Genomic DNA, 26,088 nt, shown 5'->3' with positions numbered 1-26,088 from the left:
TAAAAAAGATTGAGGAATAGCGCAATGCAACAACTGAATCCATCCGAGATCAGTGCGCTCATTAAACAGCGTATCGGCGATCTGGACACCAGCGCGACCGCGAAGAATGAAGGTACCATCGTCATGGTATCTGACGGTATCGTGCGTATTCACGGTCTTGCAGATGCAATGTACGGTGAAATGATCGAATTCGACGGCGGCTTATTTGGTATGGCACTGAACCTAGAACAGGATTCAGTGGGTGCCGTTGTTTTAGGTAACTACCTAAGCCTGCAAGAAGGTCAAAAAGCTCGTTGCACAGGTCGTGTATTAGAAGTTCCGGTTGGTCCTGAACTTCTTGGCCGTGTCGTAGACGCTTTGGGTAACCCAATTGATGGTAAAGGCCCGATTGATGCAAAACTAACGGATGCTGTTGAAAAAGTAGCACCAGGTGTAATTTGGCGTCAGTCTGTCGACGAACCTGTTCAAACTGGTTATAAATCAGTTGATACCATGATCCCTGTAGGTCGTGGTCAGCGTGAGTTGATTATTGGTGACCGTCAAACTGGTAAAACAGCAATGGCGATCGATGCGATCATCGCTCAGAAAAACTCTGGCATTAAATGTGTATACGTTGCGATTGGTCAAAAACAATCAACAATTGCAAACGTAGTACGCAAGCTAGAAGAAACTGGCGCTATGGCGTATACAACTGTTGTCGCAGCTGCGGCCGCTGATCCTGCAGCAATGCAGTATTTAGCTCCGTATTCTGGCTGTACAATGGGTGAATACTTCCGTGATCGTGGTGAAGATGCGTTAATCATTTATGATGATTTGTCTAAGCAAGCTGTTGCTTACCGTCAAATTTCATTATTGTTACGTCGTCCACCAGGTCGTGAAGCGTATCCAGGTGACGTATTCTATCTTCACTCGCGTCTTCTTGAACGTGCTTCGCGCGTTTCAGCTGATTATGTTGAGAAATTCACGAACGGTGCTGTAACAGGTCAAACTGGTTCTTTAACTGCATTACCGATCATTGAAACTCAAGCTGGTGACGTATCTGCATTCGTACCAACCAACGTAATCTCGATTACTGACGGTCAGATCTTCTTAGAAACATCATTATTCAACGCAGGTATTCGTCCTGCTGTGAACGCGGGTATCTCGGTATCACGTGTTGGTGGTTCAGCTCAAACTAAGATCATCAAAAAATTGTCTGGTGGTATCCGTACTGCTCTAGCACAATACCGTGAATTGGCTGCGTTTGCTCAGTTTGCTTCTGACCTTGATGAAGCAACACGTAAGCAACTTGAGCATGGTCAACGTGTAACTGAGTTAATGAAGCAAAAACAATATGCTCCATACTCAATTGCTGACCAAGCTGTTTCTGTATATGCATCGAACGAAGGCTATATGGCTGACGTAGAAGTGAAGAAAATCGTAGACTTTGATGCTGCGTTAATCTCTTACTTCCGCTCTGAATATGCTGCGTTAATGCAACAGATCGATGAAACTGGTGATTACAACAAAGACATCGAAGCAGCAATCAAATCAGGTATTGAGAGCTTCAAAGCGACTCAAACTTACTAAGTTTATCTTTAGTTAAGTTTGGTTCACGGATCAACCTTCGGAAGCTCGAAAGAGCTTTCGAATACTAGGTTAAGCGTATGGCAAATTTAAAAGAAATTCGCGCCAAAGTAGCTAGTATCAAGAGCACGCAAAAGATTACTCGCGCGATGCAAATGGTAGCTGCTTCGAAAATGCGTCGTGCGCAAGAGCGCATGGCTCAGGGCCGTCCGTATGCCGATAATATGCGCCGTGTAATTGCTCACTTGGTCCAAGCAAACCCTGAATACAAACACCGTTATATGGTTGAACGCCCAGTTAAGCGTGTTGGCTATATCGTAGTGTCTTCAGATCGTGGTTTGGCAGGTGGCTTGAACATTAACTTGTTCAAGAAAGTTGTGCAGCATGTCAAAGCACAACAACAGCAGTCAATTGAAGTTGAATTTGCTTTGATTGGTCAAAAAGCGGTTTCGTTTTTTAAGAATTACGGCGGTAAAGTGCTTGGTGCAACGACCCAACTTGGCGATGCGCCGAGTTTGGAACAGTTAACAGGCTCAGTGCAGGTTATGCTTGATGCATTTGATAAGGGCGAATTAGATCGTATCTACCTCGTATCAAATGGCTTTGTCAATGCAATGACTCAGCAGCCTAAAGTTGAACAACTTGTTCCTTTAGCACCGGCAGAAGAAGGCGATGACCTCAACCGTACTTATGGTTGGGACTATCTCTACGAACCAGAAGCAGAAGAATTGTTAAATGGTTTGTTGGTTCGCTATATCGAGTCTATGGTTTATCAAGGTGTGATTGAAAACGTTGCATGTGAGCAGTCAGCTCGTATGGTCGCGATGAAAGCAGCGACAGACAACGCAGGACAATTGATTAAAGACCTACAGCTCATTTACAACAAGCTGCGTCAAGCCGCGATTACTCAGGAAATTTCCGAGATCGTTGGCGGTGCCGCTGCCGTTTAACATTATTAAGTTTGAATTGAGGAGACAGCAATGAGTAGCGGTCGTATCATTCAGATCATCGGCGCGGTTATCGACGTCGAGTTTGAGCGCAATAGCGTTCCTAAGATCTATGACGCTCTCCAAGTTGACGGTACTGAAACTACATTAGAAGTTCAGCAACAGCTTGGCGATGGTGTTGTTCGTACCATCGCAATGGGTTCTACAGAAGGTCTTAAACGTGGCCTAAATGTAACTAGCACAAATGCACCGATTTCTGTTCCAGTAGGTCCAGCGACACTTGGTCGTATCATGGACGTATTGGGTCGCCCTATCGATGAAGCAGGTCCTGTAGCGACTGAAGAGCGTTTGCCGATTCACCGTCAAGCCCCTTCTTATGCTGAACAAGCAGCTTCGACTGATCTTTTAGAAACTGGTATTAAAGTCATCGACTTACTCTGCCCGTTCGCGAAAGGTGGTAAAGTTGGTCTGTTCGGTGGTGCCGGTGTTGGTAAAACCGTTAACATGATGGAGTTGATCAACAACATCGCGAAAGCTCACTCAGGTTTATCTGTGTTTGCTGGTGTTGGTGAGCGTACTCGTGAAGGTAACGACTTCTATCACGAAATGAAAGATTCTAACGTTCTTGACAAAGTAGCAATGGTCTACGGTCAGATGAACGAGCCACCAGGTAACCGTTTACGCGTAGCGTTGACTGGTTTGACCATGGCTGAATACTTCCGTGATCAAAAAGACGAAAATGGTAAAGGTCGTGACGTATTATTATTCGTCGACAACATCTACCGTTATACACTTGCGGGTACTGAAGTATCAGCATTGTTAGGTCGTATGCCATCTGCAGTAGGTTACCAACCGACACTTGCAGAGGAAATGGGTGTTCTTCAAGAGCGTATTACGTCGACTAAATCTGGTTCGATCACATCGATCCAAGCAGTATACGTACCTGCCGATGACTTAACAGATCCATCGCCTGCAACAACGTTTGCTCACTTAGATGCTACTGTTGTATTGAGCCGTGACATCGCATCTTCTGGTATTTATCCAGCGATCGATCCACTTGACTCAACTTCACGTCAGTTAGACCCATTAGTGGTTGGTGCTGAGCATTATGAAATTGCACGTTCTGTACAGAACGTATTGCAACGTTATAAAGAGCTTAAAGACATCATCGCAATCTTGGGTATGGACGAGTTAGCTGAAGAAGATAAATTGGTTGTTTACCGTGCACGTAAAATCCAACGTTTCTTCTCTCAACCGTTCCATGTTGCTGAAGTATTTACGGGTGCGCCTGGTAAATTAGTACCACTTAAAGAAACGATTCGTGGCTTTAAAGGTCTATTAGCTGGTGAATACGATCACATCCCAGAACAAGCGTTCTATATGGTTGGTGGTATTGACGAAGTGATTGCTAAAGCCGAGAAACTTTAATTAGCAACTCTAATTTAAGGAGATTCTCATGGCGACTATGCAATGTGATGTTGTAAGTGTTAAAGAGTCGATTTACTCTGGACAAGTTACGATGTTAATCGCAAAAGGTGCGGGCGGTGAGCTTGGTATTTTACCAGGACATGCGCCACTCGTAACTTTGCTCCAACCGGGCCCGATTCGTGTTCAGTTGGAAAATGGTACAGAAGAAATCGTTTATGTATCAGGCGGTGTGTTAGAAGTTCAACCTCACGTTGTGACCGTACTTGCAGATACTGCAATTCGCGCTGACAACTTGGATGAAGCTGCAATTATGGAAGCTCGTAAACAAGCTGAAGCATTGTTAGCCAATCAAAAGAGTGATTTGGACTCAGCTGCGGCATTGGCATCTCTTTCAGAGATCTCAGGCCAGCTTGAAACAATTCGTAAAATCAAAAACCGCGCACTTTAATTACTGCAGGTTCGAGATTAAAAAAGCCACCGTCAGGTGGCTTTTTTATCGCAAATTGAAAATTAAAAGAATTAATCTCTAGGCATTCGAATCGGCTTTATGATTGCCCAATACCAAAGTGGCCAGTTTCACCATGTCCATTTGAATGCTATTAAACTGTTTCTCGATCTTGGCAAAATCAATTTTTGAAAGGTCGGTTTGACCATGCAAGAGAGGCATATTTAACAGCTGCTGATTGGCAGCCAATAGGCTTTGGCGGATCTGATCGACTTCATCACTTCTGAGATTCAATGACAATAAGGCGTCGTGCAAGTTATGCAGTTGCTGATTTAACTCACCTGTGGTGCTTTGTAACTTCTGTGCATTCTTATCCTGGATCGCCTGCTCTAGATTGCTTTGCGATTGTTTCAGCAGCGTGACATAGTCATCGGTTTCGATCTGAAGCTTGGCAATATCACGGGCAATATTGAGCATATTGCCACGGCTTAAATTCTGGCTTTGCTGCGCAGTTGAGCTGTGACCTTGTTGATCTTCTGGTGTGCTGATGGATTGCTCCAGCTCAGTGGATTGTTCAGCCTGTTGATTGTCCTGTGGTGTTTGGTCACAACCGACCAAGGCAAGCACTGCGGCAAGTGTAGATGTTGTGAGAATGGCTTTGATAGATCGCTTTTCCATCATGGCTGAACACACCAGATTATAAGAGGGAAGTCACTATAGTGAGAAAGTGTGGAGAAAAAAGTGATTTTTGCAATTCTGCAACAGTTTGATGGCAGACGATCATATGGAGAGAGGGAATTCAAATAGAAAAAGAGCAGATCAACTGCTCTTTTTTATATGTTTTTAAAGTTTATTTGGCCAATTCAGCTTCAATGGCACTGACAATACGCTCGTCATCTGCAGTGATGTCTGGTGCAAAACGAGCGACAATTTCACCCTGTTTATTCACGAGAAATTTTTCAAAATTCCATAACACCTCTGGCGGATTATTTGGGGTTAAACCATAATCCACGAGATCTTTCCACCATGGCCCTTCGCCAATACGTTCAGGAATGGCTTGAGTAAGGGTTTGATATAATGCATGTTTGTCATCACCTGCAACCGAGATTTTGGCAAATAGCGGAAAGTGCACGTCATAATTCAAAGAACAGAATTGTTGAATTTCATCATTCGTACCTGGTTCTTGTTCCAAGAAGTTATTGGCAGGGAAACCCAGAATTTCCAAGCCTTGTTCTTTCTTGGCCTGATAGAGTTTTTCTAAACCTTCATACTGTGGGGTTAAACCGCATTTTGATGCGACGTTAACGATAAGCAGAACTTTGCCTTGATATTGAGCAAGATCAACCTCTTGACCTTTGATGTCCTTAACAGGAATGTGATAAACCGACTGGCTCATGGAATGCGTCCTAATTTGTTGTTGTGACAAGACCTGTTTGTTTTAACTGCTATTGCTTCAGAGTGCAATCCTCTTGATATGAATCCATACAAATAATAAGTAAAACCAAAGATTTGTTTTAGACTGCTGAATTTTTGAGTTGAATTGGCGTCTGCCCGGTATAGCGTTTGAAGAATTCAATAAAGCTGGAGCTATGATGATAGCCCAGCGTAAAAGCCAGTTGCTTGATGGTCATGCCTTGCCGAATCTGATTGATGGCAAAAATGATTTTGGCGCGATTACGCCATTCAGATAATGAAAGTTGTAATTCCTGCTGACTAAGGCGTAATACATGTCGTTCGCTGACTGGAAACTGTTGTAAGAGCTGTTGCAGGCTTTGATTAAATTGATCTGGATCTGCCAGTCTTTCCAGAATAGGAGCCAAGATCGGGTGGCTACTTTGTGGGAGGTAATGAGAATAAGCGGGTGCTTGTTTCAGTTGATCCAACAGAACTTGAAGCAGATGTTCACGATATTCAGGCGCAGCAGCCTGTTTTTGCTGCTCAAGGATCTGCAGTACCAAGGCCCGCAAAAATGGTTCGATACTATAACAACGGCATTCAGCACCCAAAAAATCGCCAAACTTCGGATGTAGACGAATACAGATATAATGAATTTCATGCTCAACCGGCAGTGATTGATGTTCGGTTCGTGGGGGTAACCATAATCCATAACAGGGGGGTGATAGGTAATATTTACCTTCAATATCAAACTCTAAAGTCCCATTCAGACTGAAATTGAAATCGCCCCAAAGTGAAGAATGAGGTGTGACAATATCATCCTTTTGATACAGAAATTCATGGACTTCTATACCGTGCAAGAATGGAAATTGTTCAGCAACATCACGCTTCATTTGAGGATCTCATGCTAATTTTCGAAAGTCACTTTGGGGTTATTCAAGCCTTTGGCCAAAGTGAAGATACTGATCAATGCCAAGGCAACAAAACTAATTACACCATAAATTAAGATATTTTCATTGAAATGATCAACCACATAGCCGCCGAGTAATGAACCCGTGGCAATCATCACTTGGAACATCCCTACAAATAGCGGCATACCTTTTTCAACAGCGTGAGGGGCATGCACGAACATCCAGATATTGGCTGAAGTCGGGAAAGCACCAAATGCAAACCCCCATAAAGCAGTCAATACAATTGCCCCAAACTGGTGAGTCGCGAAAATCGGGAAGCCGAAAAATACGATTACAAAACAGATCCCGACAAAGGCGAGCGTATAGCGCACATTTAAATTGCCGCTATAGCCAGCAAATGCATTACCAAAAATACCTGCAATACCGTAGAGCAACAACAATGAACTGATGGTGGTACCATCAAAGCCTGCAATATTTTTAAAGAAAGGCGCTAAATAACTATAGGCACAGAAGTGAGCTAGACCAATTAACAGGACAATCAACATACCACTACGCGCCTTTGGTGTACGGAGTAGGGCGGGCAGATCATGTAAATGAATGGCAGATTCAGGTTTTAGTGCAGGTAAGAAAATCAGTTGCAGTACTAACACCACTAAGCCGATGGCAGCGGTAATTCCAAAGGCGCTGCGCCAACCATAGAATTCACTGAGCCAAGTCCCGATTGGAACACCGAGTACAGTAGCAAAAGTAACACCAGCCATGACAATCGCAGTAGCTTTGGCAATTGGCAAATGTGCGGGTGCAAGTTTGCCACTTAACGCGATGGCGGTGGCCCAGAAGCCGCCAATTGAAATCCCCAGTACCAAGCGGCTAAGCAATAACACATTGAAGCTATCTGCAAAAGCAGTAATGGTATTGGCGATCACCATAATTGCGGTCAGCAAGATCAATACATAGCGTCGATCAAGCTGTTTCACGGAAATGGGCAAGAGCGGCGCTGCAATTGCAGCCATAACACCAGGTAAGGTAATGATTAATCCCGCTGTGCCTACTGAAATATTCAAGTCGGTCGCGACACTATTGAGGACGCCCACAGGTAAGAATTCACTGGTGACCAGTGCAAAGGCAGCAACAGCTACCGCTAAAATTGCATACCAGCTTCCTTGTGTAGTTTCAGTGGGTCGGGTGTCTGAAGAGGTGGATTGTTCCATGTGAATATCCTTATTTGTCAGTAGCATGACAAAAGGGTGAAGAATTGATTAATTTTTTATAACGATCGCTATAAAATAAAATAGTGCATAAATAGAAGGTCGTCAAATGTTTTTATAGTGATCATTATAAAAATATCTGTAAGGCTTATTATAAATTTGCATGGTCGGGGAAATGGATGCTGGAACAGAAAGCAATCAATACGGTCGCCTTAACTTATCGTACTATAGCGGCGACCATTCATCATTGATCACAGACAGGTTCCATCTCAGCCTGTATTATTGTTTTGATAATGGTTTTTAGGATTGTTTAAGCCGCGTGCCAGCGTAAAGATCAATACCAGAGAACAGAAGACCAAGGGCAGCATGGCAAAAAATAAGATCGTACCATTAAAATAATCAACGATAATGCCGCCAAACATACTGCCTAGCGCAATCAGGATTAAAAAGGTCAATGTTACCATAGGCATGCCTTTTTCAACGGCTTCGGGTGCATGGGTAAACATCCAGATGTTGACTGCAGTTGGAATAATGCCATAAGCGAAGCCCCACACGGCAGTCAATATGATTGCAGAGATGATATGGGTGCCAAACAGCGGCAGGCTGAGAAAGGCAAACAAGAAGGCAATACCACTCACTGCGAAGGTATAACGAATATTGATCTGTCCGAGGTAGCCCGCAAAAATATTGCCAAAAATCCCTGCGATCCCATAGACCAGCAGTAAACGGCTAATCAAGCCCTCAGAGAAATCCAGTTCATGCTTAAAAAAGGCAGAAAAATAACTATAAGCTGCAAAATGTGCGAAACCCATAAAAAGAAAGATAATCAGTCCTTTACGTGCAGCCTGATGTTGTAGCAGGATCGGAAGCTCTTTCCAGCGTAGGGAAGATGCGGGTTTCAATTGAGGCAGGTATAGATACTGGAATATAAACAGGAATATCCCCATCAATGAAATCGCCGTGAAAGAGGTTTGCCAGCCATTATATTGAGCCAGCCAGGTGCCCATGGGAACACCCAATACACTGGCTAAAGTGACTCCGAACGCGACCCATGCGGTAGCTTTGGCAATGGGTAAATGAGGGGGTGCAAGACGGCCGCTTAAAGCAACCGCAGTGGCCCAGAAGCCTCCAACAGCAACGCCCAAAATAATGCGCCCGACTAAAAGCAGGAGAAAGTTAGGCGCAAATGCAGTAAGAAGATTGGCAACAATCATGAACAGAGTGAGCAGCAAGAGCAAATTACGTCGATCGAGTGTCTTCGCTGAAATTGGAATCAGCACAGCAGCGAACATACCCACAATTGCAGTTAACGAAACCGTGAGACCCGCTGTTCCCACTGAGATCTGGAAATCCCGTGCGATGTCGTTGAGTACGCCAATGGCAAGAAATTCACCCGTAACTAAAGCAAAGGCACTGAATGTCACTGAAAGCAGCGCGAGCCAGTTCCCTTGCGAAGGGTTTGACTCCAGTGAGCTGATCTCAGTTGCAGATGAGTTTTCCATAAAAATTCCGTTTATTGTTAGTCGGATAACAATAAAATTTAAAAATAATAAGTTTTATAATGATCGCTATAAAATAAAATAGTTGATTAATGTTGCTGCGTCAATTAGTTTGATAGTGATCGTTATGAAAATACCTGTGACTGTTATGACAAATGCACCTGATCCTCTGCCAACACCATGTGATGATAGCTTGAAAAAGAAGCGTGGTCGTCCGAAGTGTTTTGACGAGCAGCAGGCTTTGGAAAAAGCAATGTTGTTATTTTGGGAGCATGGTTATGAAGCTACGTCAATCAGTGATTTGACACAAGCGCTAGAGCTGACTGCCCCGAGTTTATACAGCAGTTTTGGTGATAAAGCTGGGCTGTTTTATAAATGCATCGATTATTATTTGGCACATGAAGCTTGCCCGATAATTCCTATTTTTTTAGAAGCCAAAACCGCCAAAGTTGCATTTGAGCTTTATTTATATGACAACGTCAAACGTTTGGCTCAACCCAATAAACCAGCAGGCTGTATGTTGGTGGTTGCAACCATGAACTGCTCGGACAATGCACAGGCGGTGCAACACAATATTCTGGAAAAACGTTTGCAGACCAAGCAAAAACTGTTTGAACGTTTAGAGCAGGGCGTTGCCAACGGGGATTTGCCAGCAACAGCGCCTTTACAGGAAATGACAGACTTTTATGCAACGGTTGTGCAGGGGCTAACTATTCAGGCACGCGATGGTGCGACGGTTGAACAATTGCATCGGGTGGTTGAACACGCCATGCGTGCTTGGGAGCTATTCTAAGCATAACAGATGTCGTGAGCGCGATATAAATGTCTGAAATTCAATATTTCAATTATTTTGGACATCTTTCACAATATAGCATTGCTGAGATATTGTGAGAAAATGATGGGTCAGTTGAGTAAATACCAAAAATGGGCCTTTGTCTTGCCCTTGATTGCCGTCTTGATTTGGTCGCTGAATATTGCGGTGACTCGTTATGTGGCTGATTATATTTCACCCGTCAGTATTAGTTTTTATCGTTGGTTTGTGGCTTTTCTGATTTTAACACCATTCATGTTGCCCAAGGTATGGAAACAGCGCAGTTTAATTGTGCCATACCTGCCTAAATTAGCGGTGTTGAGTGCTTTTGGGATGGTGTTGTATCAAGGTCTTTCTTATACCGCAGCGCATTATACCACCGCAACCAATATGGGCATTGTGAATGCCTTTGTCCCGATATTTACCATTTTTATCTCTTATTTCATTTTAAAAGATGCACCAAACCGTTTTGCGATTTTTGGCAGTCTGTTGTCCTTTGCTGGCTTGATCTATGTCATGAGCCAAGGGCATATTTCCAGTTTGTTTGCACAGGGCGGACACTGGGGCGATGCGGTGATGGTACTCGCTGTCGGGTTCTATGCCTTTTATGGGGTTTTTCTAAAAAAATGGCAGCTGCAATTGCCATTGCTGACCAGTCTATATGTACAAATTGCGTTTGCATTGTTGTATCACCTGCCATTTCTACTCTGGCTTGGCCTAGATGGGATTAATGCTGAAAATGCAGCCAGTGTTTTCTATGCAGGGGTGTTTCCATCGCTGATTGCACCTTTATTATGGATGGTGGCGGTACAGGCGATTGGCCCAAACCGTACCAGTATTTTTATGAATTTAATGCCTGTATTTACCGCAATTATTGCCAGCCTGTGGTTGTCGGAACATTGGACTGTTTATCATAGCATTGGTGGGATCATGATTCTGATCGGTATTGTCATGGCACAGAAGAAAACTCCTGCAAAGGTAGCGCAGTTACTTCGGAATTAGAAATACGATTTTGAAGCAGGTGTGGGTCCTAGATGTTCCACACTTGTGCAAAATAATTATCACGATCAAGAAATTACTTTTTGGAGCGATTATTGCGCCGTAAGAGAAAGTAGCGGTTGCTAAAAAAATTTATTTTAACAATTTGATTGTTATGAATTTTATTTTTAATTTAAAGAGTGATCTATTTTAATTTTTGTATAACCTTTATTTAAAAATGATCAATTAAAAATATTAAACTGAATGTTGGCGCAAACGTTGCATTTTACCTCTATGTATTCTGGAAAATAGATCATTGTGATTCGAGCAATTTTATTTTCTGGCGTTTATACCATAACAAAATTGGGGTAATGCGATGCCTATTGAAATGAACAAAAATCCAAATACGTTACACGATCAAAGCCCGCAGGGTTTATTTTCAAAATTATTCTCAAAATTTAAAAAGACCGCATTTTGTGCGGCTAGTAGTGGTTTACTCACCGTAGGGGCTCTATCGACAACAGCAACAATGGTGACTGCAGCTTATGCGGCTGATCCACTCAAAGCAGCTTTTGTTTATATTGGTCCGCCAGGTGATCATGGCTGGACATATGCACATGACCAATCTCGCATTCGCACCGAAAAAGATCTGAAAGGAGCAGTAAAAACCACCTTTGTTGCCAATGTGCCTGAAACAGGAGATGCGGAGCGAGTATTTCGTAATCTAGCACAGCAAGGCAATAAAGTGATCTTCGGAACGTCATTTGGCTATATGAATGCGATGGAAAAAGTTTCACGTACTTATCCGAATACCGTATTTATGCATGCGACGGGCTATAAGTCTGGTAAGAATATGGGTAACTACAATATCCGTACCTATCAAGGGGCTTATTTACTGGGTGTATTGGCAGGAAGCAAAAGTAAGACCAATAAAATTGGATTTGTCGGTTCTTACCCCATTCCAGAAGTAGTGCGTAATATCAATGCTTTTACCATTGGCGCGCGTAGTGTTAATCCAAAAATCACGACACAGGTGGTTTGGGTGAGTTCATGGTTTGATCCGGGTAAAGAACGTGATGCTGCATTGGCTTTGATTTCACAAGGTTGTGATGTGTTATTACAAAATACTGATTCGCCAGCAGTTGTTCAGGCAGCCAAACAAAAAGGTGTTTGGGGCTTAGGTTGGAACTCAGATATGGGTAAATTTGGTGGCGATGCGCAATTGGGTGCTGCGGTACTACATTGGGATCCGATTTACGACAAAGTGCTGAAAGATGTTGCTGCGAAAAAATGGAGCAATGCACCGATCTACTCTGGTGTAAAAGAAGGCACGATCAATGTTGAAAATATTGGCACAGCGGTCTCTGCGGATGCCAAAAAGATGGTATTAGCTCGTCGTGATGCGATTAAAGCAGGCAAATTGAATCCATTTGCTGGCCCTCTATATACACAGGCAGGTAAAGAATTTGTTAAGGCGGGGAGTGCTTATACCGAAGCGCAACTCGACAAAATGAACTTCTATGTACAAGGCGTGCAAGGTGTATTGCCAAAATAAAAATTGGGCAAAGTGGTTTAAGTTATATTGAGGAAAATGGGCATGATTACAGGTCAATGGATTCCGTTAGTCCCTTCTATACTGATCGAAACAGGTGAGGTAGAGCAGGTTCTGGTGAGGGGGAAAGATGTTGCTGTCTGGCGTTCCATGCAGGGTCATGTTCAAATCTGGGAAAACCGTTGTCCACATCGTAGTGTGCGTTTAAGTTTGGGGCAGGTACAGGGTGAAAGTCTGGTCTGTGCCTATCACGGTTGGCAGTTTGCCGCAGAAGATGGGCATTGTCAGCGTATTCCTGCTCAGCCTGAACAGCGCGCACCGAAAAGTGTATGTGCAAGATCTTATGCAGTCATGGAAAATTCAGGCCTGATCTGGTATGGCGAAGATGCTTTACCTGACATTGATCCTTTATTTGAGGAAATACAATTAGTCTATGCAGGGTCTGTCACTATCTCGGTCACACTCCCTCAAGTACAAGATTATTTATTGGAAGCGGGTTTGACTGAATGCGCTATGCATAATGGATTGAGTTGGCGAGATGATGCAGCAGATCGTAGATTGCGTATTTATCTCACGCCGACACAGACCAATGTTGTAACGGTACATGCCATGCTATTACAAAGCGCAAAGCCTACTCAATGTTATCCTTTATTAAGACAGATGCGAGAAAATCTGGAGTCGGAGAAACTCAGCCATGCCTAATACACAGCAGTATTCGCAGATGATTTCATCTAGTTTGATGGGGGAATGGATTGTGGTTGCGTCAGAGCAGGAATTCGTTCGGTGCCAGCAGATAAAAACATGTCTGGATGGACAAATTTTAACGATCCATCGAGATATCATCAATGATGTCCATGTTTATCAGGTGAAGTTCGATTCACTCGATGTAGACATGTTGAATTTGGCTGTGCAAGTGGCTTTTGGGTTTGTATGGTTATGTGTCGGAACTGAAAAAAAACCATTATTTCAGCTTGATGAATATGAGGTTGTAGAGGCACGCCGTGTGCCGTGTGGTGCTTACGGGGTACGCACTTCACCACTACGTGGCATAGAAAATTTTCTGGATATGGCACATTTTCCGTATGTCCATACTGGTATTTTGGGAGCTGAACCAGAAACTGCAGTCAAACCCTATCACGTTGAATGGCGTGAAGATGTCGATGAAATCTGGGCAACGGAGTGTTTTTTTACGCAACCACTTGCCGCACCGAGTTCACCCCAGCCGCAGGAAACTGAATATATCTATCGCGTTGCTTCCCCCTTAAACGCGATTTTATATAAAGTGAATACTGCGGCTAAGGGGATTATTCCTGCTGATGTAGTGTGTCTTTTTATTCAACCCCTGAGTGAAACTCATATTCGGGCGCATTTGCTGATGATTTTGGATGATCAGACGAGCAGCATGACCGATATGGTTTTATTTCAGCAGAAAATTTTTACTCAGGACAAACCGATTCTGGAAAATCATGTGCCTTTAAAACTTCCTTTGGACAAACTGGAAATTCCGACCAAAGCTGATGCACTGGCGACTGCATATCGCAAATGGCTGATCACCAAGAATTGGAGCTATGGAGTACATAAAAGCATACAAACGGAGCAAGTGGTATGAACGTGAATCTATCAACATTGCCTCTAAATTTTGCCGATGATCCATTATCGACAGATTGCTATAGCGTACGTTTGTTACTTGAGTTTTTACAACTTCCTTACCAGTCTGTATATGCAGATGTTGAACAGTTCGATAATCAATTTGAATCGCCAGTTTTATTAGATTCTTCTTCAAACATATCTGGGCTGATGTTTATCTTTCAATATTTAATTGAATTAACAGGAACACAATCTCAATGGATACCAGTTTATTTGTCATCGCAAATACAGGAGTGGCATGATTTTAATGAGAAACTCAAACTGAGTTTGGGACAATTACGTCAGGCCGGTCTGACAATGGATCAATTTTTGACAGATGAGAAAAGATTACTTCAGCAGGCAGCGCAGCAGTTCCGTGAGCTGGATGATCATTTATGTGAGCAAACCATTTGCGGACACCGTTATTTATTGCGTGGGCAACTGACGGCCGCTGACTTGATTGTATTTCCTCAAGTTGCATTGGCTTGGGATGCGGGTGTAAGTTTGCTGCCTTTTTTACACATTCGTCGTTGGATCAATCATATTCGCCATCAACCAAAATTTATTCCAATGGCTGGTTTATTGGCTATCAACTGAGATAAATCGTAAAAATCGTTTTTATTTTCATCATTATGAATCGTTCTGCCTTATTGTAGCCCAGAGATGGTATAAATTTTGCCTATGGACTCGGGTGATCTTAGATAAGGACAGATTGGTGATTCATCCTACAAATAAATGGGAAGCATTAGATGCACATTTGCTGCAAGTTTTATATATGCTTTTAACAGAAAAAAGTGTCTCTAATGCAGCCAAACGACTAAATCAATCACAACCGGCCATTAGTACCGCTTTAAAAAAATTAAGGGAGATCACAGGTGATCAGCTTTTGGTGCGTAGCCGTAATGGCATGACCCCTACTGAGCGTGGTTTATCCTTACTCGAGCCAGTGAGTCAGGTATTAAGCCAGCTTGAATTAATTGCCACCCAACAAGTTAATTTTGATCCGGCACAATCGCGTCAGATATTTAATCTGGCAGCATCGGACTATTTAAACCCCATCGCGATTGGTGAAATTCTTCGCAGGATTCATGTTGAAGCACCCCATTGCACGGTCATCATGCATTCCATGGGACATAATGTAGATTATGCACACGCATTGGAAAGTGGTATGTACGATGCGGTGATTGGTAACTGGCCACAGCCTCCTGAATATTTACGGCTTGCTCCATTGTTCGAGGATGAAGTGGTCTGTTTGCTGCGTAAGTCACATCCTCTGGCGCATAAGACCTTGTCGATGGATGATTATCTTAATGCTGATCATATTGCTCCAACACCTTATACCGTTGGGCAACGTGGAGTTATCGATTTACATTTATCCAAAGAACGCCTAAAACGTAATATTGTGGCATTTATTCCGTACTTTGGAATGATTCCTTATATGCTGCTACAACTTGACGCGATTTTTTCTGCGCCGCGCTCATTTTCTCGCCATTATAGTGCATTATTGCCTTTGACTATTTCCGATGCGCCAATCCAGTTTCCCAAAATTTCCTATTATCTACTTTGGCATGAACGTCAGCATCGTTCTCCTGAGTTTCGCTGGTTCAGAGAGTTGGTGATTTCGGTTCTGAGAAACGATAGTCATGTGGTCAATTAACCAATATCTAAGCTCATTGTCTCAATTACTTCTGCTTAAGCACAGGAAGATAACGCTCATTTTCCTGTGCTAAATTCTGTCTGTGATTTCATGACATCGGTTCAAAACAATCATCTTATTGTTTATATCTGTTTTAACATAAGCAACATTGCACATTTTTAATATGCCAATCTTTGGTAGGAAATTTGCCTTTATCACAGGGTCAGATCGTTTTGCATTGGGCAAACGTGATTTTTGAAAAGCCATCATTATGAGTCTTGAGATGAATATTGTGAGCTTTGATCTTGAGAACATGATAAGGGGAAATGTGCAATGAAGGTATTCCAACAAGAGAATGCATTAAAAACGCTAATGACTGCTATGGCTACTATTCTGGGGGGAATTGGAACCATGCAATCTGTACAGGCTTCCACATGGAGCGATACCTCTATTGGATGGCGTTATGGATCACAATTTGCAGAACCGTATAAAAATGATTCAGATGGCAGTCGTACCGATATCACCAAACAAATTTTTAATCTGACCCATGCCAGTGGTGATAAGTATGGTTCAAATTTCTTTAATGTCGATTTGCTTCAGTCAGATGATGAACCGAATAGCACTCAATCCAATGCTAAAGGAACTCAGGAAGCCTATGTGGTCATTCGTCGTTATCTGGATGTTGGCGCCATTACTAAAACAAATTTATCTGTACCAGGTTACATTCGTGGTGCAGGTTTAACATTGGGGCTGGACTGGAACACTAAAAATGATAGTTATGGTTCAAAAAAACGTATGTGGGTCGTAGGGCCAACTATTCAATTTGATGTGCCTGGTTTTCTAGATTTTAGCGTATTGGCATTATTTGAAAGTAATGATCCTTCATCAGATACCCCGCGATTTGGGTATTCTTCGGGGCGTTACACCTATGACACTCATGCTGCTGCACAGTTTACATGGGGCATTCCAATTGGAAAAACACCGCTATCTTTTGAAGGATATGCACTTTGGATTGATTCAAAAGGAAAAAATGAGTCTGGTGGTGATACAAAAGCTGAAACCCATATTGATGTAAGTGTGATGTATGACTTGGGCCCAGTTATTGGGTTAAAAGGCAGCAAGTTACGCGCAGGCGCAGGCTATGAGTATTGGAAAAATAAATTTGGCAGTGACAGCGATGGCTTTGCAGGAAAAGGTGCCACGGCCAGTACACCAATGGTTCGGGTTGACTATCATTTTTAAAAATATCGGCAATGATGCAGATAGAGCCTAAATAGAAAATTTTTACTTACGCTCCGTCTTTAAGATCAATCGTTATTGAATTAAAAGAGACATCAAAATGACATTAAATGATCAGGCAACAGCGCAAGATCTGTTTTTTCTAAGAAAAACGTTTGAATTGGCAGAACAAACTAAATTGCAAGGCTTGCATCCCTTTGCTGCAATTGTGGTGAATGCACTAGGCGAGGTTGTCACTCAGGCAGGCAATAATTCATTACCTCCGACGGGTGATCCCACCCGTCATGCTGAAACTGTTGCAGCAGGGCAGGCCGCACGACTTTTGTCATTGGAACAGTTGCGTAACTGTACTTTATATACCAATGCTGAACCCTGTGCGATGTGTTCTGGTGCGATTTATTGGACCGGCATTGGTCGGGTCGTCTATGGCATGAGTGAAACACAACTCCTCGAAATTACAGGGAATCACCCAGAAAACCCGACATTATCTTTACCTTGTCGTCAGGTATTTGCTAGTGGACAACGCGAAATCAGGGTCATTGGGCCGTGTTTGAGTGAAGAAGCAGCGCAAGCACATCAAGGGTTTTGGACTGAATTAAGTCACTAAACAGATTTTTTATTTAAATATGATCCACAAAATAAAGTGATTGCAGCATGGCATGCCCCTTGCTTCTCTCTAATCACATGAGCTAAAGAGATGACCTGATGGCTTTACCGACCGATAAAATCTCTGTTAATCCAGACTTGAATATGAGCACCAGCAGACCTGCACCTATCTTGCAGAAAAATCGTCTGGAGTTAATCAATATAACGAAACAGTATGGCAGTTTAGTGGCCAATGACCATATTAATTTACAGGTCGCACCCGGTGAAATCCATGCAGTATTGGGTGAAAACGGGGCAGGCAAAAGTACCCTGATGAAAATTATTTATGGGGCAGTCAAGGCTGATGAAGGAGAAATTGTCTGGAATGGTCGCTCTGTCACGATCGAAAGTCCTGCTGCGGCCCGACGTTTGGGAATCGGTATGGTGTATCAACATTTTTCTTTATTTGAAACGTTGACGGTAGTGGAAAATATTGCCCTGAGTCTGGATGAAAAATTTGATCTAAACGTATTATCCAAGCGCGTCATTGCAGTCTCTGAAAAGTATGGATTGCCCATTGATCCGAAAAGAACCGTTTATAGTTTATCGGTTGGAGAGCGACAACGTGTTGAAATTGTACGTTGTTTATTGCAAAACCCATCATTGTTAATTTTAGATGAACCTACTTCGGTACTCACGCCTCAAGCGGTATTAATCTTGTTTGAAACGTTACGCCGTTTAGCCAGTGAAGGGGTATCAATTTTATATATCAGTCATAAACTCCATGAGATACAGAGCTTATGTGATTGCGCTACTATTTTACGGGGTGGAACCGTGACAGGAACTGCTATTCCTAAACAGGAAAGTACCGTGAGTCTGGCTAAGATGATGATTGGGCGTGATCTTCCTGCTTATGAACATCCTGTTTATGTAGGCGAGAGTAAGCCTATATTTGAAGTGAAACAGCTCAATGTTCAGGCACTTGATATTTTTGGAACCTCGCTCGAACATATTCAGCTTAGTGTGAAAACAGGAGAGATTCTGGGGATTGCAGGTATTTCAGGAAATGGGCAAGCCGAACTGTTGACGGCCTTGTCTGGCGAAATAACGACTGCAAAAGGCTGCGTAATGTTAGAGGGACGGGCGATCGGCCATTTAAATGCGGGACAGCGCCGCGCACTGGGTTTTGGTTTTGTGCCTGAAGAACGTTTGGGACGAGGCGCTATTCCCGCGATGAGTCTAACTCAAAATGCTTTACTGACCGCATTTCGACAAGGTTTTGTGCGTTATGGATTGGTCAATTACGAAAAAGCGCGTCATTTTGCACAAGACTGTATGCAGAAATTTGCGGTAAAGGCCTCTGGAACGGCGGCTGTCGCGCGTTCTTTGTCGGGTGGCAACCTACAAAAATTCATCGTAGGTCGTGAAATCTTGCAACAGCCTAAAGTTATGCTGGTGGCCCAACCCACTTGGGGGGTCGATGTCGGTGCAGCCGCCTTTGTTCGTCAAACACTAATTGATCTGTCGCGTCAGGGTGTCGCCATTATTGTAATTTCTGAAGAATTGGAAGAGTTATTTGAGATCAGTGATCGAATTGCTGTTTTGGCCGCAGGTCGCCTAAGTGAAGCTCAACCTGTGAATGAAACCAATGCTGAAACGATTGGTTTGATGATGTCCGGATTGCATCGGCAATCGCAAAGTCCAAGCGTTTTAGACGCATCCGCTTAGGTCTATATCATTTGAACTGGGGTTACATATGCATTTACTCGAACCGCGTGATCATCCATCGATTTTAATGAAGTGGCTTTCTCCCTTAATTGCTTTGGTGGCAACATTCTCTATTGGTGGCCTATTATTTATGATTTTAGGCAAAAATCCGCTTGAAGCATTTCTGGTGTTCTTTATTGAACCCTTATCCAGTTGGTATGGCTGGAGTGAGTTGATTATTAAAGCCAGCCCCTTAATTTTAATTGCATTAGGCCTATCTGTTGGATTTAAAGCCCGTATTTTTAATATCGGTGCTGAAGGCCAGCTTATTATGGGGGCAATTTTTGGCGGTGGTTTAGCCATTGCCTGTCAGGGAACCTCCGCATTCTGGGTCTTACCCTCTATGGTGATTGCGGGTGCAATTGGCGGAGCCTTATGGGGAGCTATTCCTGCATTACTAAAAACCCATTTTAATGCGCAAGAAACTCTGACCACATTAATGCTGAATTATATTGCGACATTTATTTTACTGTATTTGATTAACGGGCCGTGGAAAGATCCTGAAGGCATGAATTTTCCACAATCGGTTATGTTCGACGGTGGAACTTTATTTCCTATTTTATTTGAAGGCACACGAATCAATGCTGTGATTGGGGTGACCATTTTTGCAGTGTTGGCATTCTGGCTGTTTAGTAAACGCAGTTTTCTTGCATATCAGCTTGAAGTCGGTGGTCAAGCACCTGATGCTGCACGCTACGCGGGGTTTTCTGCAAAGCAGGCTATCTGGTTTAGTCTTATGATTTCAGGTTTTATGGCAGGTATTGCAGGCATTGGTGAGGTTGCAGGTCCGGTTGGACAACTCAATCCAAATATTTCCCCAGGTTATGGTTATGCCGCAATTATTGTGGCGTATGTGGGACGATTAAACCCGATCGGGATTGTTTTGTCAGGATTTTTGATGGCCTTGCTCTACATTGGTGGAGAAACCGCACAGCTAAATCTACAGCTTCCTGCGGCAATTACAGGATTATTTCAGGGAATGTTGTTGTTTTTCTTATTGGCTGCGGATGCTTTCATCGAAAATCGCTATCGGTTTGGCAGGTCTGAAACAATGAAAAAGCATACATCTTCGATTGCATCCATTGAAACAGCTTAGGAGTTAGACATGATTGATTTAGTTCCAATTTTGGCGGGTACTCTAGCCGCAGGCACACCCCTGATTTTTGCAGGAATGGGTGAGTTGGTTGCAGAGCGAACAGGGGTGATTAATCTGGGTGTTGAAGGCATGATGTTGATTGGTGCCATTGCGGGTTTTGCTTTTTGTGCAAGCACAGGTCTAGGGCCTGCGGCAGGACTTTTGGCAGGGGCCATTGCAGGTGCGAGTGCTGCACTCATTTTTGCAATTTTGGCCCTTTCGCTCGCAGCTAATCAGGCTGCATGTGGGCTTGCATTAACCATTTTCGGTGTAGGGTTATCCGCTTTCGTGGGGCAACATTTTGTCAGTAACAGTTTGGAGGGGCTAAAGGCACTGGATATTCCCGTCCTGTCGGAGATCCCTTTTATTGGGCCGATTTTATTTCACCAAAATTATATGGTGTATTTATCGATTTTATCTTTTTTTGTCATTTGGTGGATTTTGGCAAAAACCAAGCTGGGTTTATTGCTTAAAGCGGTGGGCGAGTCACCAGAGTCAGGACATGCCATGGGTTATCCAGTACTGTTGATTCGTTATGGTGCCGTGTTGTTCGGTGGAGCAATGGCTGGAATAGGTGGGGCATTTTTATCAACGGTATATACGCCATTATGGGTTGAAAATATGGTAGCAGGCCGTGGTTGGATTGCCATTGCACTAGTGGTATTTGCGGTCTGGAAACCTGCACGATTGATAGTCGGTGCTTATTTATTTGGTGGTGTCACCATTTTACAATTCCATGCGCAAGCGTTGGGTCTGGATCTGCCTGTCGAATTACTGGCTGCGTTGCCGTATGTGGTTACGATTTTAGTTCTGGTCCTGATTTCACGTGATAAAAAACTATTGCAAATGAACTTACCTGCATCATTGGGGAAATCCTTTATTCCTTAATATTTTTATGATGATCAATAGATGAATCAGCTTGGATCATCTATTTATTATCAGATTTTAAGCATCTAAAATTAAAATTAAAATTTTTTTGCCGTGTCTTCTATATGATTTGCAAATATATTTTTAACAACTCTTGAATTTATGATCAAAAAAAGTTGAATAAAAATATCAATATAATTTTATTGAAAATGTAGGAGTGACAAAAATTGTACGCTTTTCACACTTTTTGTTAGATAAATAATATATTTGTATAAATGTGATTATTCCCTCATAATAGCAAACATAGCAAGATGATTCATTGGATAATGAATACGTTGCTCACCAAATTGATGAACCCTCTGGATGTGCTTATACACATCCTTTTTATGCTCAGTTATCCCTATATAACTGAGCTTTTTTTTGTCCGCTATTCACCTAATTAAGCACGAATCACTTCACCGGTTAAAGCATTTAAAATGCGACTTGGTTCGCTACTCAACCCTAAATCTCCTTGAAGGTAATTTAAGTTGTTGCCAAAATAAACCTGTGCACTGTCTAAGCTCTGCGCAGGTGCAAGACCTGTCGGGTTGGCACTGGTCGAAACAATAAAGCCACCAAATTGCTGGCAGAGGTTTATGCAGAGAGGATGTGTGGTGACCCGAACTGCAACTAGCGGATGCTGTCCTTTAATCCACGTCGGAATAGACGCATTTGCAGGCAATAGCCATGTCGTCGCACGTTCAGTTGGCTGACGATCAGACCAGCTGGCGATCACTTGCTGGCGGATGTCTGTATTTAAGTCCTGCAATAAATGTTCTACTTGCTGTATATGTCCCGCCAATAAAATCACCCCTTTTTCAACGGGACGATGCTTCAGTTCCAAAATGTCCTGAAATGCCTGCTCATTGAAGGGGTCACAGCCTAGGCCCCAGACTGCTTCGGTCGGATAAGCCAGAACCTGCCCTTGTTTTAATAGATGTGCTGCTTCAGCAATAGAGGAAGTAATCATAGGATAACTAAAACAAATGGGAGAATATGACTAGTTTAATGCATTGGGCGGCAACGTAAATAGCGGCCTGCTTGTTGCAGGCATAAACCGAGTAATTCCAGCTCCATCAATTGAGCGGTGAGTGCTGCAGTCGTGATTGGATGGCGCTGTGCCAGTTGATCTATATCTTGTCCGACCCAGTCTAGACTTTGATACAACGCAATCAAATGGGTTGGCAGGCTAGGTGGAGAGTTGATGGCTTCCACGGTTTGTTGTTGCGTTTGCCATTGCGTTGGCAAGGCTAAATCTTCAATGATTTGCTCGGGATGGTCGACCAGAATCGCACCTTCCCGAATCAGTTGATGACAACCTTGATGATGCTCACTGTAAATATGTCCAGGAATCGCAAAGACCATTTTGCCTTGATTGGCTGCTTCATTCGCTGTGATGAGAGAGCCGCTTTTCAGTGCAGCTTCGACCACCAATACCCCCAGACTCAAACCACTGACAATTCGATTACGTCTTGGGAAATGCTGTTGCAATGGCAGGGTGGAGGGTAAAAACTCAGTGATGACAGCACCTGATTGGGTAATTTGTTGTGCCAATTGCTTGTGCTGAGCAGGGTAAACGCTATCTAAACCAGTGCCCGTCACGGCAATGGTACGTTGATGAGCTAAAGCTCCTTGATGCGCGGCTTGATCAATACCCTGCGCCAAACCACTGCTGATATAGAAGCCTTTTTCACTGAGATAATAGGCAAAATCATAAGCAACTTGTCGTCCATGAGGACTCGGTTTACGACTACCGACCATGGCAATTTGCGGTTGTAATAAGGCTTGTGCCTGACCTTGTCCAAATAAAATCGGGGGGCGGTCTGCATAAGGCTGTAATTGGGTCGGATAGCCCAGATCTTCAGGAGTCAGGATAAAATCACTATGTTTACACACCTGATCAAGCAACTGTTTAAATTGTTGTTGACCCTGAGGACTTTGAAATTCCGCCAAACGTTTTAAGTGATTGGCGTGTAAGCCCAGTTGTGACCATTCAGAGAAACGGTGTGGCTGTGTGGCTTGTTCACAATTACCAAAATGTTGTTGAAGCTTGGCAAAACTGGAGAGTGAATGTTGAACCAAATACCACACCAGCACAGTGTGATAGTGATGTGGTGATAGTTGATTCAACATCGGCAATTACTCAGTCATCGAGGCGGGGTGGCTTAATATTTGAGCCAATCTTGATTGGCAGTTCACTTTCAAGCACGTAGGCATAGCTGATCCGATCAAAGCTCTTAAAGACCATGATGCTTCCCAGATATTGACCTGGTAGTTTAACTTTTTCTTTGGTTTTTGGGTCTCTGATCATTTCACCATCTTGGTAGACACTGAGCACCTGACCGATTTCAACGCCGTCTGCGGTGCCACGATCAATCGTTACAACGCCATTTTTGGCCGCTGTACCAATTGAACCCATCACCCGAATGATTTTGCCGCCGTCTTTGATCTGCTGAGCATCAACGGGATAGAATAAAGTCGGTAACATGGCATCTTGTTCGGCCATTACCCGATCGCCACGCCGCACTTCGCCGTTATAACTTTCCGTGAGTTCAAGCGTGGTGATGTCATTTTCATTGCGAATGGTAACGCCTGAAGCGACTTGGGTCAGTTCAACACCAAGGACCTGCTTTTTACCATTTGGATCTAAGACCACATAAGGTTCACCTTCACGGAAGACCCCATAGCGTTGGCCATTTTCCAGACCTTTGCCTCGGACATAAACACTCTGACCTTTACCAGCGATGACACGGTTATCTGCTGTGCCCAGGATATAAGGAGTGTTGGCAATGGCATCCGCTGGCAGAACTGAAGTACGTTCCAGCCATTGTTGAATATCGGCCAGAGGAATCACTGGAACGCTGTTGTTCAATGCTTCGACACGCACTTGTGGGCGTAATGTTGAGGTATTCCCCGTATAACGACGGATAATTCCGTCACAACCGTCGCCTTCATCTTTACCAACTAAGGGTTTACCGTTCAAGCTGCACAGCAGCAAGCGATCGCCTGGATAAATCCAGTGCGGATTTTTGACATGTTTGTTGCTTGCCCAGATTTCTGGCCAGCGCCATGGCTTGCTTAAAAACTTCCCTGAGATATCCCAAAGTGTATCGCCTTTTTTCACCACATAAACGTGTGGGGCACCGACTTTAACTGAGGGTGGGCTGACATTTGGGCTGGCTGCATGGGCAAAATTTACTCCCATCCCCAGTCCTGCACAAATCGCAGCAGCAATCAGTTGTTTTTTTAACCCCAAGGCATGAAATGAGTGTATGCCGTTTAAAACCTTTTTCATTATCATAATTCCTAAAAATTATGTGTGTAGTTGCGCTATAATAACGACTTTACACACAATTTTTTGATCAAGCATTCCCTTCAGTTGGTTTTTTGATCAATGGCATAAGTGAGGACGACAGTATGGCCTTATTACCTATTCTAAGTTTTCCTGATCCCCGCCTTCGTACCATTGCCAAGCCAGTCGAAGAAGTCACTGATGATATTCGTCAGCTTGCAGCAGATATGTTTGAAACCATGTACGAGGCACCGGGTATCGGTTTAGCGGCAACTCAGGTTGATCATCATATTCAGCTTATTGTTATGGACATCTCTGAAGAGAAAAACCAACCGATGGTGTTCATTAACCCCAAAGTCATTCCACTGACCGAAGATACGCAGCCGTATGAAGAAGGCTGTCTCTCTGTGCCTCAAATATACGACAAAGTTGAGCGTCCGTCACGCGTAAAAATCGAGGCAATTAACCTTGAAGGTCAAGCATTTGAGTTAGAAGCTGACGAACTTCTCGCTGTTTGTATCCAACATGAAATGGATCACTTAAATGGCAAACTTTTTGTTGACTATTTATCACCATTGAAGCGTCAGCGCGCACGTGAAAAAGTGGAAAAGGTGGTTCGCCAGCGCGAAAAAGAAAAAGTTAGCGTCAAGCGATAATTTTTTTAAAGATGTTGTCTCTGTTTCGTTGTGGCTTGCTGCTTGCCTTAACCGCGGTCTGTTTACAGATTGCGGTTTTCTTGCAGCCGTTACTTCCGAAGCAGTATCAAATCGCGCCAGTCTGTGAAACCATTACTCAGGCCTTACTCTTACCTAAATTACAAGCTTCGCAGAGCCATTCGGCCCATGCATCTCAGCATCATGTAGCTCAGCTTGAACAGGCTCAAGTGTCGAGGCCGCAACACGATCATCACGATCCCAATCACCAATGTCAGTACTGTACGGTGTATGCCAATTTGGTATTGCCGCCTGAATTTGGGGTGAAAGAAGTTCTGGTCCGCATCCAAATCCGTCTAGTTGCCTATCAACAAGCGTTTAAGCATATTTATTTTGCGCTACAACGTTTGTTTTTATTGCCTCAAGGGCGAGCACCACCACTCTTTGCATAATTAAGACTTTATATTCGTTAGGGTTTTTATAGCCCTAGCCACGTTTTATTTATGTTT

General features: G+C 43.3%; 26 protein-coding genes. 18 read left to right on the top strand and 8 right to left on the bottom strand.

Annotated elements, in window-relative coordinates; genetic code table 11:
• Positions 1–24 precede the first annotated feature (24 nt).
• The 4 genes from atpA (at position 25) to F895_RS11770 (ending at position 4,389) form a co-directional block, all read left to right on the top strand.
• Positions 25–1,569: a F0F1 ATP synthase subunit alpha gene (gene atpA / locus F895_RS11755; RefSeq protein ID WP_004773229.1), complete on the top strand. Its 1,545-nt coding sequence runs from the start codon at positions 25–27 to the stop codon at positions 1,567–1,569.
• 77 nt (positions 1,570–1,646) lie between these two features.
• A complete protein-coding gene (atpG, locus tag F895_RS11760; protein WP_005240419.1) occupies positions 1,647–2,516 on the top strand; it encodes a F0F1 ATP synthase subunit gamma in 870 nt (289 codons plus the stop codon).
• Between the two features lie 30 nt (positions 2,517–2,546).
• Positions 2,547–3,941, top strand: coding sequence for a F0F1 ATP synthase subunit beta (gene atpD, locus F895_RS11765; protein WP_004656517.1), 1,395 nt, complete (start codon positions 2,547–2,549; stop codon positions 3,939–3,941).
• Between the two features lie 28 nt (positions 3,942–3,969).
• Positions 3,970–4,389, top strand: coding sequence for a F0F1 ATP synthase subunit epsilon (locus F895_RS11770; RefSeq protein WP_004773226.1), 420 nt, complete (start codon positions 3,970–3,972; stop codon positions 4,387–4,389).
• A 78-nt stretch (positions 4,390–4,467) separates the two neighbouring features.
• On the opposite strand, the gene F895_RS11775 is transcribed toward F895_RS11770, so the two are convergent.
• The 5 genes from F895_RS11775 to F895_RS11795 all read right to left on the bottom strand — a co-directional run bounded on the left by F895_RS11775 (position 4,468) and on the right by F895_RS11795 (position 9,402).
• Entirely contained in the window at positions 4,468–5,067 is a 600-nt protein-coding gene (locus F895_RS11775; RefSeq protein WP_005240417.1) for a hypothetical protein, read from the bottom strand.
• A 169-nt stretch (positions 5,068–5,236) separates the two neighbouring features.
• On the bottom strand, positions 5,237–5,782 hold the full coding sequence (locus tag F895_RS11780) for a glutathione peroxidase (RefSeq protein ID WP_005240415.1): 546 nt from the start codon (positions 5,780–5,782) through the stop codon (positions 5,237–5,239).
• A gap of 118 nt (positions 5,783–5,900) precedes the next feature.
• Positions 5,901–6,674 carry an AraC family transcriptional regulator gene (locus F895_RS11785; RefSeq protein WP_005240413.1) on the bottom strand — a complete coding sequence of 258 codons (774 nt, stop codon included), beginning with the start codon at positions 6,672–6,674 and terminating at the stop codon, positions 5,901–5,903.
• A 14-nt stretch (positions 6,675–6,688) separates the two neighbouring features.
• Positions 6,689–7,903 carry an MFS transporter gene (locus F895_RS11790; RefSeq protein WP_005240411.1) on the bottom strand — a complete coding sequence of 405 codons (1,215 nt, stop codon included), beginning with the start codon at positions 7,901–7,903 and terminating at the stop codon, positions 6,689–6,691.
• 266 nt (positions 7,904–8,169) lie between these two features.
• Positions 8,170–9,402 (bottom strand): MFS transporter, encoded by a 1,233-nt coding sequence (locus tag F895_RS11795; RefSeq protein WP_005240408.1) that lies wholly within the window; start codon positions 9,400–9,402, stop codon positions 8,170–8,172.
• A gap of 136 nt (positions 9,403–9,538) precedes the next feature.
• Here F895_RS11795 and F895_RS11800 point away from each other — a divergent pair, with 136 nt between their 5' ends.
• The 12 genes from F895_RS11800 (at position 9,539) to F895_RS11855 (ending at position 21,616) form a co-directional block, all read left to right on the top strand.
• Complete coding sequence (locus tag F895_RS11800) at positions 9,539–10,192, top strand: TetR/AcrR family transcriptional regulator (protein ID WP_370538958.1); 654 nt, start codon at positions 9,539–9,541, stop codon at positions 10,190–10,192.
• A gap of 105 nt (positions 10,193–10,297) precedes the next feature.
• Positions 10,298–11,212: a DMT family transporter gene (locus tag F895_RS11805; RefSeq protein ID WP_005240405.1), complete on the top strand. Its 915-nt coding sequence runs from the start codon at positions 10,298–10,300 to the stop codon at positions 11,210–11,212.
• 352 nt (positions 11,213–11,564) lie between these two features.
• Positions 11,565–12,743: a BMP family ABC transporter substrate-binding protein gene (locus F895_RS11810; RefSeq protein WP_005240403.1), complete on the top strand. Its 1,179-nt coding sequence runs from the start codon at positions 11,565–11,567 to the stop codon at positions 12,741–12,743.
• Positions 12,744–12,785: 42 nt separating this feature from the next.
• Complete coding sequence (locus tag F895_RS11815) at positions 12,786–13,442, top strand: Rieske 2Fe-2S domain-containing protein (RefSeq protein WP_005240401.1); 657 nt, start codon at positions 12,786–12,788, stop codon at positions 13,440–13,442.
• The gene (locus tag F895_RS11820) at positions 13,435–14,349 is read left to right on the top strand and encodes a hypothetical protein (RefSeq protein ID WP_005240399.1); all 915 of its coding nucleotides are present in this window, start codon (positions 13,435–13,437) and stop codon (positions 14,347–14,349) included. The genes F895_RS11815 and F895_RS11820 overlap by 8 nt, the downstream gene beginning before the upstream one ends.
• Positions 14,346–14,963 carry a glutathione S-transferase family protein gene (locus F895_RS11825; protein ID WP_005240397.1) on the top strand — a complete coding sequence of 206 codons (618 nt, stop codon included), beginning with the start codon at positions 14,346–14,348 and terminating at the stop codon, positions 14,961–14,963. The genes F895_RS11820 and F895_RS11825 overlap by 4 nt, the downstream gene beginning before the upstream one ends.
• 118 nt (positions 14,964–15,081) lie before the next feature.
• Positions 15,082–16,023 (top strand): LysR substrate-binding domain-containing protein, encoded by a 942-nt coding sequence (locus F895_RS11830; RefSeq protein ID WP_005240395.1) that lies wholly within the window; start codon positions 15,082–15,084, stop codon positions 16,021–16,023.
• A gap of 312 nt (positions 16,024–16,335) precedes the next feature.
• Positions 16,336–17,244, top strand: coding sequence for a hypothetical protein (locus F895_RS11835; protein ID WP_005240392.1), 909 nt, complete (start codon positions 16,336–16,338; stop codon positions 17,242–17,244).
• Between the two features lie 97 nt (positions 17,245–17,341).
• Positions 17,342–17,848 carry a nucleoside deaminase gene (locus F895_RS11840; protein WP_005240389.1) on the top strand — a complete coding sequence of 169 codons (507 nt, stop codon included), beginning with the start codon at positions 17,342–17,344 and terminating at the stop codon, positions 17,846–17,848.
• Positions 17,849–17,946: 98 nt separating this feature from the next.
• Positions 17,947–19,554: an ABC transporter ATP-binding protein gene (locus F895_RS11845; protein ID WP_005240387.1), complete on the top strand. Its 1,608-nt coding sequence runs from the start codon at positions 17,947–17,949 to the stop codon at positions 19,552–19,554.
• Positions 19,555–19,582: 28 nt separating this feature from the next.
• Positions 19,583–20,689: an ABC transporter permease gene (locus F895_RS11850; protein ID WP_005240384.1), complete on the top strand. Its 1,107-nt coding sequence runs from the start codon at positions 19,583–19,585 to the stop codon at positions 20,687–20,689.
• A 9-nt stretch (positions 20,690–20,698) separates the two neighbouring features.
• A complete protein-coding gene (locus tag F895_RS11855; RefSeq protein WP_005240382.1) occupies positions 20,699–21,616 on the top strand; it encodes an ABC transporter permease in 918 nt (305 codons plus the stop codon).
• A 418-nt stretch (positions 21,617–22,034) separates the two neighbouring features.
• On the opposite strand, the gene F895_RS11860 is transcribed toward F895_RS11855, so the two are convergent.
• Genes F895_RS11860 through F895_RS11870 form a run of 3 tightly spaced genes read right to left on the bottom strand, consistent with a single transcriptional unit; the run spans position 22,035 to position 24,929 of the window.
• The gene (locus F895_RS11860; protein WP_005240380.1) at positions 22,035–22,604 is read right to left on the bottom strand and encodes an L-threonylcarbamoyladenylate synthase type 1 TsaC; all 570 of its coding nucleotides are present in this window, start codon (positions 22,602–22,604) and stop codon (positions 22,035–22,037) included.
• A 35-nt stretch (positions 22,605–22,639) separates the two neighbouring features.
• On the bottom strand, positions 22,640–23,767 hold the full coding sequence (dprA, locus tag F895_RS11865; protein ID WP_005240378.1) for a DNA-processing protein DprA: 1,128 nt from the start codon (positions 23,765–23,767) through the stop codon (positions 22,640–22,642).
• Positions 23,768–23,777: 10 nt separating this feature from the next.
• Entirely contained in the window at positions 23,778–24,929 is a 1,152-nt protein-coding gene (locus F895_RS11870) for a LysM peptidoglycan-binding domain-containing protein (protein ID WP_005240377.1), read from the bottom strand.
• A 122-nt stretch (positions 24,930–25,051) separates the two neighbouring features.
• Here F895_RS11870 and def point away from each other — a divergent pair, with 122 nt between their 5' ends.
• Positions 25,052–25,582 carry a peptide deformylase gene (def, locus tag F895_RS11875; RefSeq protein ID WP_004656477.1) on the top strand — a complete coding sequence of 177 codons (531 nt, stop codon included), beginning with the start codon at positions 25,052–25,054 and terminating at the stop codon, positions 25,580–25,582.
• An 11-nt stretch (positions 25,583–25,593) separates the two neighbouring features.
• Positions 25,594–26,031, top strand: a complete 438-nt coding sequence (locus F895_RS11880) for a DUF2946 family protein (RefSeq protein ID WP_005240374.1) — start codon at positions 25,594–25,596, stop codon at positions 26,029–26,031.
• Positions 26,032–26,088 lie beyond the last annotated feature (57 nt).

This window comes from Acinetobacter sp. CIP 64.2, from assembly GCF_000369645.1.
In the GTDB taxonomy this organism is placed as follows: Bacteria; Pseudomonadota; Gammaproteobacteria; order Pseudomonadales; family Moraxellaceae; genus Acinetobacter.
Note: the sequence above shows the minus strand (reverse complement) of the source record. Positions and strands in the feature narration are given on the sequence as shown.

What these genes read in the sequence shown, in the direction of transcription:
- atpA (WP_004773229.1), top strand. Translation starts at nt 25, where the DNA reads ATGCAACAACTGAATCCATCCGAGATCAGTGCGCTCATTAAACAGCGT.
- atpG (WP_005240419.1), top strand. Translation starts at nt 1,647, where the DNA reads ATGGCAAATTTAAAAGAAATTCGCGCCAAAGTAGCTAGTATCAAGAGC.
- atpD (WP_004656517.1), top strand. Translation starts at nt 2,547, where the DNA reads ATGAGTAGCGGTCGTATCATTCAGATCATCGGCGCGGTTATCGACGTC.
- F895_RS11770 (WP_004773226.1), top strand. Translation starts at nt 3,970, where the DNA reads ATGGCGACTATGCAATGTGATGTTGTAAGTGTTAAAGAGTCGATTTAC.
- F895_RS11775 (WP_005240417.1), bottom strand. Translation starts at nt 5,067, where the DNA reads ATGATGGAAAAGCGATCTATCAAAGCCATTCTCACAACATCTACACTT.
- F895_RS11780 (WP_005240415.1), bottom strand. Translation starts at nt 5,782, where the DNA reads ATGAGCCAGTCGGTTTATCACATTCCTGTTAAGGACATCAAAGGTCAA.
- F895_RS11785 (WP_005240413.1), bottom strand. Translation starts at nt 6,674, where the DNA reads ATGAAGCGTGATGTTGCTGAACAATTTCCATTCTTGCACGGTATAGAA.
- F895_RS11790 (WP_005240411.1), bottom strand. Translation starts at nt 7,903, where the DNA reads ATGGAACAATCCACCTCTTCAGACACCCGACCCACTGAAACTACACAA.
- F895_RS11795 (WP_005240408.1), bottom strand. Translation starts at nt 9,402, where the DNA reads ATGGAAAACTCATCTGCAACTGAGATCAGCTCACTGGAGTCAAACCCT.
- F895_RS11805 (WP_005240405.1), top strand. Translation starts at nt 10,298, where the DNA reads ATGGGTCAGTTGAGTAAATACCAAAAATGGGCCTTTGTCTTGCCCTTG.
- F895_RS11810 (WP_005240403.1), top strand. Translation starts at nt 11,565, where the DNA reads ATGCCTATTGAAATGAACAAAAATCCAAATACGTTACACGATCAAAGC.
- F895_RS11815 (WP_005240401.1), top strand. Translation starts at nt 12,786, where the DNA reads ATGATTACAGGTCAATGGATTCCGTTAGTCCCTTCTATACTGATCGAA.
- F895_RS11820 (WP_005240399.1), top strand. Translation starts at nt 13,435, where the DNA reads ATGCCTAATACACAGCAGTATTCGCAGATGATTTCATCTAGTTTGATG.
- F895_RS11825 (WP_005240397.1), top strand. Translation starts at nt 14,346, where the DNA reads ATGAACGTGAATCTATCAACATTGCCTCTAAATTTTGCCGATGATCCA.
- F895_RS11835 (WP_005240392.1), top strand. Translation starts at nt 16,336, where the DNA reads ATGAAGGTATTCCAACAAGAGAATGCATTAAAAACGCTAATGACTGCT.
- F895_RS11840 (WP_005240389.1), top strand. Translation starts at nt 17,342, where the DNA reads ATGACATTAAATGATCAGGCAACAGCGCAAGATCTGTTTTTTCTAAGA.
- F895_RS11845 (WP_005240387.1), top strand. Translation starts at nt 17,947, where the DNA reads ATGGCTTTACCGACCGATAAAATCTCTGTTAATCCAGACTTGAATATG.
- F895_RS11850 (WP_005240384.1), top strand. Translation starts at nt 19,583, where the DNA reads ATGCATTTACTCGAACCGCGTGATCATCCATCGATTTTAATGAAGTGG.
- F895_RS11855 (WP_005240382.1), top strand. Translation starts at nt 20,699, where the DNA reads ATGATTGATTTAGTTCCAATTTTGGCGGGTACTCTAGCCGCAGGCACA.
- F895_RS11860 (WP_005240380.1), bottom strand. Translation starts at nt 22,604, where the DNA reads ATGATTACTTCCTCTATTGCTGAAGCAGCACATCTATTAAAACAAGGG.
- dprA (WP_005240378.1), bottom strand. Translation starts at nt 23,767, where the DNA reads ATGTTGAATCAACTATCACCACATCACTATCACACTGTGCTGGTGTGG.
- F895_RS11870 (WP_005240377.1), bottom strand. Translation starts at nt 24,929, where the DNA reads ATGAAAAAGGTTTTAAACGGCATACACTCATTTCATGCCTTGGGGTTA.
- def (WP_004656477.1), top strand. Translation starts at nt 25,052, where the DNA reads ATGGCCTTATTACCTATTCTAAGTTTTCCTGATCCCCGCCTTCGTACC.
- F895_RS11880 (WP_005240374.1), top strand. Translation starts at nt 25,594, where the DNA reads ATGTTGTCTCTGTTTCGTTGTGGCTTGCTGCTTGCCTTAACCGCGGTC.